Below are 717 nucleotides of genomic sequence, written 5' to 3' on the forward strand. Positions count from 1 at the left end.
AGCGGCTTCACTGAATGGCATCACCGGTACCTGGTCACCAGCTGTGGTCAACATCACAACATCCGGTACTTATACCTTTACACCGGATGCCGGTCAGTGTGCAGCTCCGGTGAGCATCGACATTACTGTTACGCCTGCTGTCACACCAACATTTGATCCGATTGCTGCCCTCTGTCTGAACAGCACTGCACCCGCACTGCCAGCCACTTCACTTAATGGTGTAGCCGGTAGCTGGTCACCGGCCGCGATCAGTACCAGTGCGATCGGAACAACTACTTACACCTTTACCCCGGCAGCAGGAGAGTGCGCAACCTCGGCGAGCATCGACGTTACCATCACTGATCAGATTACGCCAACATTTACTGCGATCCCTCCATTCTGTGCAGGAGCAGCAGCTCCAGTACTGCCAGCTGCCTCACTTAATGGCATCACCGGCTCATGGGTTCCGGCTGTCGTGAACAATACAACATCCGGTTCTTACACCTTCATACCGGACGCCAACCAGTGTGCGGCTCCGGTGAGCATTGACATCACCGTTACACCGGCTGTGACACCAGCTTTCGATGCAATCGGAGCACTTTGTCAGAACGGAGTGGCACCGGCATTGCCTGGCATTTCCAACAACGGCATCAATGGCACCTGGAGCCCAGCCGTGATTAACACCAGTGTAATCGGTACATCTACCTATATCTTCACCCCGGCAGCAGGAGAGTGCGC

At 55.1% G+C, this 717-nt stretch carries 1 pseudogene; it reads left to right on the forward strand.

The features are described 5' to 3' along the window. A pseudogene (locus FPE01S_RS26070) lies at positions 1–717 on the forward strand (gliding motility-associated C-terminal domain-containing protein); the annotation flags it as partial.

Source organism: Flavihumibacter petaseus NBRC 106054, assembly GCF_000974785.1.
In the GTDB taxonomy this organism is placed as follows: Bacteria; Bacteroidota; Bacteroidia; order Chitinophagales; family Chitinophagaceae; genus Flavihumibacter; species Flavihumibacter petaseus.